This window comes from Nonomuraea sp. NPDC023979, from assembly GCF_040639085.1.
Taxonomy (GTDB): Bacteria; Actinomycetota; Actinomycetes; order Streptosporangiales; family Streptosporangiaceae; genus Nonomuraea; species Nonomuraea ceibae.
In genome coordinates this window covers 1-7,682 of the sequence record NZ_JBEZZG010000071.1, presented here as the reverse complement: position 1 = coordinate 7,682, position 7,682 = coordinate 1, and the positions used below count along the sequence as shown (strand labels likewise).

The window sequence follows — 7,682 nt, the reverse complement described above, 5'->3', positions numbered from 1 at the left end:
GCGTCAGGATCCTTCATCATGCGCAGCCAACCGTCAACCGGTCCCGGGCAGCCCGGGGCCCTGGTCCCCGATGCCCGGGAGGAATGTCCCGGGCACCGGGCCGGGCTCAACGGCGCGGCGGGACGCCGCTCTGCGCGGCGAGCAGTTCGGCGTAAACGCCGGGCACGGCCATCAACTGTTCGTGGGTGCCGCGCTGCACGACGCGCCCGGCGTCGAGGACCAGGATGAGGTCGGCGTCCCTGACCGTGCTGAGGCGGTGAGCGATGACGATCCGGGTCTGGGACAACCAGGCCAGGTTGCCCTCGACGACGGCCTCGGTGGCACTGTCGAGGTTGCTGGTGGCCTCGTCGAGCAGGAGAACCTCGGGCCGCGACAGCACGGCCCGCGCCAGCGCCAGTCGTTGCCGCTGGCCGCCGGACAGGCCGCCGCCCTCGACCAGCACGGTGTCGTACTTCATGGGCATGGACATGACGTCGTCGTGCAGCGCGGCCAGCTCTGCCGCCGCAACGACGCACTCCAGGGGGCGTCGGGGTCGTTGAGCGCGATGTTCTCGCGGATGGTGCCGTTGAACAGGGACGGGTCCTGGGTGACGACGCCGAACCGGCGGCGCAGGGTGTGCAGGTTGAGCTCGCTCGCGGGTACGCCGTCGTAGCGGATCTCGCCCTCCACCGGGGTGTGCAGCGCCAGCAGTACCCGGGCCAGCGTGCTCTTGCCCGAACCCGACGCGCCGACCAGCGCGACCTTCTGGCCGGGACTGATCGACACCGTCACACCACGTAGCGTCCAGGGACCGCGGGGGTCGTGGCGGAAGCCGACGCCGTCCAGCTCGATGCGGCCGCGCAGGCGCCGCACCTCGATGCCCTCCCGGGCGCCGGCGACGCCATTGCCGCCGTGGCCCGGCTGGCGGTCGATGCCGGTGTCGAGCGCCTGGTTCTGCTGTCCGCCCGCAACCAGGATGAGGCCATCCGGTGCGAGGACGCCGTGACGAGCCTCCCGGTCGAGTGGACCATCCTTGCCCCGGCCTCCTTCAATCAGAACTTCGACGAGGGCGTGTTCCTCGAACCGCTGCGTCAGGGCGTGCTGGCACTGCCCGCAGGCGACAACGCCGACCCATTCATCGACGCCGACGACATCGCCGATGTCGCGGTGGCGGCCCTCACGGAGAACGGCCACGTGGGTGAGCGCTACGAGCTGACGGGCCCCCGGCTGTGGACCTTCGCCGACGCCGTCGGCGAGATCGCCCGGGCGATCGCCGGGAGCTCCGCTACGAGCCGATCACCCGAGACCAGTTCGCCGACGCGATCGTCGGCGACGGTGCCCCACGCGAGTTCGCCGAGCCGCTGGCCACGCTCATCTCCGAGTTCTTCGACGGCCGCAACAGTTCGCTGGCCGACGGTGTCGAACGTGCCCTCGGCCGCAAGCCCCGCGACTTCGCGGATTGGGTGGCCGAGATCGCCCCCACGGGCGTGTGGAACGCGCCCTGACGCGGGTGAACGCGCCCAGTCGCTGACCGGCACGGGACAGACCTCGTGCCGGTGCTCCCCTCTCTTCCGGGCGACTGCAGTTCCACATGTTCGGCGCCTTCGATGAGTTCCTCCGTGAGCTCATCGTCGGGGCACCCTGGAAGGCCTGGCCTCGGCCCGCGCCCCCGGTCGCGTCGGCGGCCGCCCACCGGCCCTGGACGCTCGCGGGATCGGGATGGCCCGAACCCTGTACGACACCAAGGGTGCCGACGGCAGGCGCCGCTACACCGTCGCCCAGATTGCTGGGCGGCTCGGCGTCAGCCGAGCCACGATCTACCGTCACCTGGACCCGGACAAGCCGGACTCGCGTAGGAGGAGCACGGTGAGAGCCGAGAGTCAGCTTGCCTTCGCACCAACAGCGTGCTGGCGAACAACGCCTCCGAAGAGGATGTCGCCTGGGCTGTTGCCGCTGGCACATGGATTGCCTGGGCCAGTAGTTCGGCCCTTCTGGCGGCAGCACGCCTGCCTCAGCGAGGGCGGTCGAGCTTCACGAGGCGATGCCTAGCACCAGTGGAGCTGCGGAGAGCAGCACCAGCACCGCGGGGATGGGCGCTCCCTTGATGTCACCAGCCCGCAGGTGTGCGCCCAGGGCGCCGACGAAGTAGAGCACGACACCCATCGCGGCGGCGATGCCGAGTGGGCGGAAGTAGATGCCGACCAGGAGCCCGAGCGCGCCCGCGATCTCCAGGGCGGCCAGCGCGGGGAACCACCGCAGCCCTACCCCGAGGCGGGTCATGGTGGCCGTCACCTCCGGATCCTTGATGAGCTTGGATCGGCCGGAGATCACCAGGAGTAGTGACAGCAAGATCGCGAAGACGGTATAGGCGATGAACATCATTTCTCCACAGATTGTGAGATGCGGTTGTCGGATCAGCTCTGCCGTGACAGGGATGAGGATCGGGTTTCGAGGTCAGGGCTGGAGTGGTGATCAGCCATGGGTCGTCGCCGGGCCGGGTTTAGCAAGATCCAGATGGCAAGTGCGATGGCGGCGCAGATGACGGCGACAAAAGACAGGGCCAGCTGCCAGGCGTCGGTGAACAGGGCTGCATGGAGAGCTCGGTCTGGGCCGGTGAGGTCTCCCGCGGCGATCTGGGCGGCGGGCTGTGTGGCCCCGAGCCAGGACTGGAGCAGGGTGATCAGGCCGGTGCCGAAGCCCGTCATGATCAGCGTGGAGCCGCCGGCGCGGATGGTGTTGAGCAGGCCGGTGGCCATGCCAATCTGGTCGGGTTGGACCTGGTTGAGCGCTTGGGCGTCGGCGAGGCCGGCCCCCAGTCCCAGGCCGATGCCGATGGTGGCGAGCGGGCCGAGAAGTCCGAGGGCGGCGATGGCAGGGTGGAGCACGATGAGCCACGCGTTGCCGGCCGCGATCAGCAGCAGGCTGAGGGTGATGATGATCCGTGGTGAGACGCCGCGGTTGATCAGCTTGCCGGCGACCTGCGGCAGGAGCAGGACCGGGGCGGTCAGCATCAGCATGGTCAGGCCTGCGGACCGGGCCGAGGCTCCGGTTGCGCCCTGCAGGTAGACGGGCAGGTAGATTTCCACTCCTGCGGGCCCGGCCGAGACGAACAGGCTGGCCAGCGACCAGGCCATGAACCTTCGGTCGCGCAGCACGCTCAGATCGAGCACCGGGTGGGGGCTACGGTGTTCGATCAGAGTGAAGGCCACCAGCAGGAGCGCCCCGGCCGCGATGGGCCCAAGCACCCGCACCTCGCCCCAGCCCGCCTCGGCCGCCTGGTTGATCCCGAACATGATCAGCGCGAGCGCGCCGATGAGGGTGAGGATGCCGGGCAGGTCAATCCCGCGCCGATCAGCCGCCCGTGATTCGGACATGAACCACGTTCCTGCCCACAGCAGGATGCCGGCGGCGGCGAAGACGGCGAACGTGGTCCGCCAGCCGAGCGAATCCACCAGGACACCGGACAGGGTGGGGCCCGCGGCCAAGCCGATGCCGGCGGTGGTGCCCATGGCCGCGAACGCCCGGGTGCGGGCGGTCCCGGTGAAGGTGGCGCCGAGGATCGCGCCGCCACCGGCCATCACCCCGGCCGCGCCGACCCCGGACAAGGTTCTGGCAGCGTTGAGCAGGATGATGTCGCCGGCCAGGGCACTGATCCCGGCGCCGGCGGTGTAGAGGGCGGCGCCGATCGCGAAGATGCGACGACGCCCGAACAGGTCACCCAGTGAGCCGGCCACCAGCATCAAGGACGAGGCGGCCAGGAAGTAGCCGACGAGCACCCACTGCAGGGCCGGTCCGGAGACGTGCAGGTCGGCGCCGATTCGCGGTAGCGCGACGGTCGTACCGGACATCAGCATCGGCAGGGTGAGGAAACCCAGCAGCACTGCGGCCAAGGTCACAGCGGGACGGCCCTGACGTCTGCGAGCCACCAGGCTCATGGGAGCCGTCTTCCGTCGAGTCGGGCGGAGGACTCGCCGAATACCGCCGGGCCGGCCTGGGCGAGAAAGTCGTCGGGGAAACCGGGGGTGAAGTCAGTGGCCGACTCCAGGCGGCTTACGGAGTCGTTGGGCAGGGTGAGGTCCAGGGCGCCGAGGGTGTCTTTGAGTTGCTCGGCGGTTCTGGCGCCCAGGATCGGGTGTACGGCTTGCGAGCGTGCACGGGTCCAGGCGATGGCCACTTGTGCGGGGGAGGCGCCGATCTCGTCGGCGACCTCCTGCACTGCTTGGGCGACGGTGTGGTCTCGGGCTCCGAGCGAGCGCGGGTTGATCCGGGTGACCTGGCGCGGTCCCGTCGCCGAGGTGAACGTGCCAGACAGAACACCGTGGGCGAGCGGTCCCCAGGCGGCCACCGTCAGGCCGAACGCCTGGGCCATGGGGAGCAGCTCTCGTTCGATGTCGCGATTGAGCAGGCTGTAGGGAGCTTGGAGGGCTGCGAACGGGGTCCAGCCGCACCAATCGGCCAGTGTGTTGGCGTGGGCGATGACCCAGGCCGGGGCGTCGGACATGCCGACGTAGAGGATCTTTCCGGCGCGTACGTCGTCGTCCAGCGCCCGCGTGGTCTCTTCGATCGGGGTGTGCCTGTCCCACAGGTTCACCCAGTACAGGTCGAGGTAGTCGGTGCCCAGCCGGCGCAGGCTGGCTTCCAGCGACAGGGCGAGGTTCTTGCGGTGGCTGCCGGCGGCGTTGGGGTCGCCGCCGTCGCGCGAGACCGAGTACTTGCTGGCCACCACGAACCGGTCGTGGCGACCCACCAATAGTTCGCCGAGGATGGTCTCGCTCCGGCCGCCGGAGTAGAAGTTCGCGGTATCGATGACGTTGCCGCCCGCTTCGCCGTACAGGTCGAAGATGCGGCGGGCTTCCTGCGGCGAGGCGCCGATCTGCTCCTCGCCGAACGTCATCGCGCCGAGGAAGACTTCGGAGACCCGCAGTCCGGTACGGCCCAGCAGCCGGTAGCGCATGTTCACGCTGCCGCTGTCTGACCGGCTGCTTCACGCAGCGGCTTGAGTGCCCGCGACCAGGCGATGACCTCGTCGAGCAACTCGTTCAGGGTCGGCTCCTGGTGCCGGCCGGGGGCGATGGTGCCGGGCTCGGCCGGGTCGGTGATCTCGAAGTCGGTGAAGGCCGACAGCGCGACCTGGGTGCGCACGTTGGCCACCTGGAGCTCGGTCATGACCTGCCGCAGGTGCTCCACGGCACGCACGCCGCCGTGGACGCCGTGGCTGACGAAACCGGCGGCCTTGTTGTTCCACTCGGCGAACAGGAAGTCGATGGCGTTCTTCAGCGCGGCCGGGGCCGAGCGGTTGTACTCGGGGGTGATGAAGACGAACCCGTCGAACGACGCGATCGTCTGGGCCCATTGGTTGGTGTGGGCGTGGTGGTAGTCGCCGAACAGGGCGGGAAGGGGCTCGTCAAGTACCGACAGCCCGTATTCGGCCAGGTCGACGACCTCGAACGTTGCCTCCCCAGCGGTGACAGCGGGGTGACGGTCGGCGACCTCGGCGACCCAGCGGGCCGCGACCGCGGTCCGGCGACGGGGGCGGGTGCTGCCGATGACAATGGCGATCCTGATCATGTTTGTCACTCCTCATTGCGGACCGTGGTGGCCCGACATGAGGTAAAGTACAACGTGCATGGCAAAAAGTAAAACGACGACTGTAAAATACTGGAGGATCCGAGATGAACAGGCAAAACACGACAAAGGCGCGCCCTCGCGGCGGACTGACCGGTAAGCGGCAGGCGATCCTGGACGGCGCCCTGACGGTGTTCGCCCGCGACGGCTTCACGCGCGCCAGCATCGACGCGATCTCGGCTGAAGCCGGAGTGTCCACCCGGACCATCTACAACCACTTCACCGACAAGGCCGCGTTGTTCCTGGCCGTGATACAGGAGAGCGCCACCCGGGCGGCCGACGTGCAGATCGCCATCATCGACCGTCACCTGCGCAAGGTCACCGATGTGGAGGCCGACCTCATCGAGTTCGGGCTGGACTGGGTGACCCCGAGGCCGGACAGCGCCGCCCACTTCTCTCTGGTCGGACAGATCAACGCCGAAGCGGGCCACGTTCCTCAGGAAGCGATCGACACCTGGCAGCAGACCGGGCCGCGCCGCGTCCGCCGTGAACTGGGCGGCCACCTGCGACAGATGGCCGACCGGGGGCTGCTGCGGATCGACGACCCCGACCGTGCGGCCCTACACCTGTTGCTGCTGATCTCAGCCGGACTGCCGGCGCATCACGCCGCTCTGCCCACCGATGAGCTCACCAAGACAGTCGCTGCAGGCATCCACACCTTCCTGCACGGTCACCTCCGCCGAGACGGGTAGATGGTCGGCGAAGCCGGCCTGTGCGATCGATTCGGGGGCCGGGGTGCAGACAGTCCGCAGTGCGCTATTCCGGTTCGTGGTGCCGCATACCCGGATCCGACCAGGTCGACGGGATTTCCGCCGCCAAGCTGTGATCTATGCCTGATCGCCTGTACTGCCTGGACCGGTGTTCTCGCCGAGAGATAGCCGCTTGGCCACATCGAGCCGTACCTCGGGTGCCACCGGAATACGGCAGAAACGGGCCGCGGAGAGAAGTTCGGCCTGGTTAGGCTCGGCGGTTGGGATCGCGACGGGCTTGCCAGCGTGTGAGGGCGTCGGGTGAGACCCGGGTGTAGCGGGCCAGGCTGGCTACAGAGGCATGGCCGGAGTAGGCCAGGAGCGTGCCGGTGTTGGCGCCGTTCTCGGCGGCGTGGGTGAGCGCGGAGTGCCGTAGGTCGTGCAGGGTCCATCCAGGTGCGGCGGTGAGATCTGCTGGGTCGGCGAGATCCGGGTGCGCAAGCGATTTGGTCAGCGCATTGAAGATCTCCTCAGCGCGTCGGTAGGACAGTCGGGCCCTGCCAGTGACCGGGTCCAGGTCGCCAGCGGCGAGGGCGACGCGGGCACGCCGCTCGGTGAGGAATACCGGTCCCTTGCTGCGGCCGGCGAGCAGCTTGGGCAGAAGGCGGGCGGTGCGGGTCTGCCAGACGACGATGTCAACCGCGCTGCCCTTGCGGGTGACCCTGGCGCGTCGGTTGCGCCGGTCAAGGTCTTCGAGGTCCAGGCCGAGTAGTTCGCTGGCGCGGGCGGCGGTCTCGTACAACATCGCCCACAGCGTCTTCTCCCGGAGTGGTGCCTCCAGGTCGAACAGCGCCTCGATGTCGGCGACCGCCAGCGCGCGAGTCCGGTCAGGGGTGCGGCCTCGTCGCCGGAGCAGGCGGGTCGGGTCGGCGGTCAGCCAGCCCTGGTCCATCCAGAAGGCCACCGCCGAGCGGAGCGCGTCCAGGTGCCGGTTGAAGGTGGCGGCGGCTCGGCCGCTCCATTGGGGCCCCCACTCGGGTCGGCGCGACCAGCCCCAAAGTAACTCTCTGTAATGTCTCAGAGGCGGCACGTAGCGGTCACAGATGAGCGGTACCGGACCGTAGCGACATCTGTGCGGAGCAGTGTGCTTTGCGAATCTTCAGGGCGATCGGGGGAGAGAGGATCCCGGCCGATGCGCAGAGAGTGGGAACTGGAGGACCTCATCGAGTGCTGGACACTGGATGAGGCGGAGGTCGAGTTACTGGCGAACAAGAGCGGGGCCACCCGTCTCGGATTCGTTATCTTGAGCCCTCAAGGCTCTGTCTCTGACGTGTATGACCTGCGCTAACTCCTTCCCGATCATCGTGGTGGATGCGATTACCTTCCGCT

8 protein-coding genes and 1 pseudogene are annotated in these 7,682 nt (G+C 68.6%); 3 read left to right on the top strand and 6 right to left on the bottom strand.

All coding sequences use genetic code 11. The annotated features are described in order from the left end of the window. Window positions 1-106: 106 nt before the first annotated feature. Window positions 107-765 (bottom strand): annotated as a pseudogene (locus AB0G11_RS48650) (ATP-binding cassette domain-containing protein). 443 nt (window positions 766-1,208) lie between these two features. Between AB0G11_RS48650 and AB0G11_RS48645 the strand changes: the two are divergent. Continuing rightward, window positions 1,209-1,484, top strand: coding sequence for a hypothetical protein (locus tag AB0G11_RS48645; protein ID WP_357594078.1), 276 nt, complete (start codon window positions 1,209-1,211; stop codon window positions 1,482-1,484). A 136-nt stretch (window positions 1,485-1,620) separates the two neighbouring features. Then, complete coding sequence (locus tag AB0G11_RS48640; RefSeq protein WP_357594082.1) at window positions 1,621-2,028, top strand: helix-turn-helix domain-containing protein; 408 nt, start codon at window positions 1,621-1,623, stop codon at window positions 2,026-2,028. Here AB0G11_RS48640 and AB0G11_RS48635 read toward each other — a convergent pair. From AB0G11_RS48635 to AB0G11_RS48620, 4 genes are read right to left on the bottom strand one after another with little or no spacing between them, the layout of a single operon-like run. Then, window positions 2,011-2,358, bottom strand: coding sequence for a DoxX family protein (locus tag AB0G11_RS48635; RefSeq protein WP_357594076.1), 348 nt, complete (start codon window positions 2,356-2,358; stop codon window positions 2,011-2,013). The two genes, AB0G11_RS48640 and AB0G11_RS48635, sit on opposite strands and share 18 nt — an antisense overlap. A 35-nt stretch (window positions 2,359-2,393) precedes the next feature. Then, window positions 2,394-3,860 carry an MFS transporter gene (locus AB0G11_RS48630; RefSeq protein ID WP_357594074.1) on the bottom strand — a complete coding sequence of 489 codons (1,467 nt, stop codon included), beginning with the start codon at window positions 3,858-3,860 and terminating at the stop codon, window positions 2,394-2,396. Between the two features lie 50 nt (window positions 3,861-3,910). Next, the gene (locus AB0G11_RS48625; RefSeq protein WP_357594080.1) at window positions 3,911-4,933 is read right to left on the bottom strand and encodes an aldo/keto reductase; all 1,023 of its coding nucleotides are present in this window, start codon (window positions 4,931-4,933) and stop codon (window positions 3,911-3,913) included. A 2-nt stretch (window positions 4,934-4,935) separates the two neighbouring features. Next, entirely contained in the window at window positions 4,936-5,547 is a 612-nt protein-coding gene (locus AB0G11_RS48620) for an NAD(P)H-dependent oxidoreductase (RefSeq protein WP_357594072.1), read from the bottom strand. 104 nt (window positions 5,548-5,651) lie between these two features. Here AB0G11_RS48620 and AB0G11_RS48615 point away from each other — a divergent pair, with 104 nt between their 5' ends. After that, a complete protein-coding gene (locus AB0G11_RS48615; protein WP_357594069.1) occupies window positions 5,652-6,296 on the top strand; it encodes a TetR/AcrR family transcriptional regulator in 645 nt (214 codons plus the stop codon). Between the two features lie 265 nt (window positions 6,297-6,561). On the opposite strand, the gene AB0G11_RS48610 is transcribed toward AB0G11_RS48615, so the two are convergent. After that, window positions 6,562-7,245: a tyrosine-type recombinase/integrase gene (locus AB0G11_RS48610; RefSeq protein WP_357594067.1), complete on the bottom strand. Its 684-nt coding sequence runs from the start codon at window positions 7,243-7,245 to the stop codon at window positions 6,562-6,564. Between the last annotated feature and the right edge of the window lie 437 nt (window positions 7,246-7,682).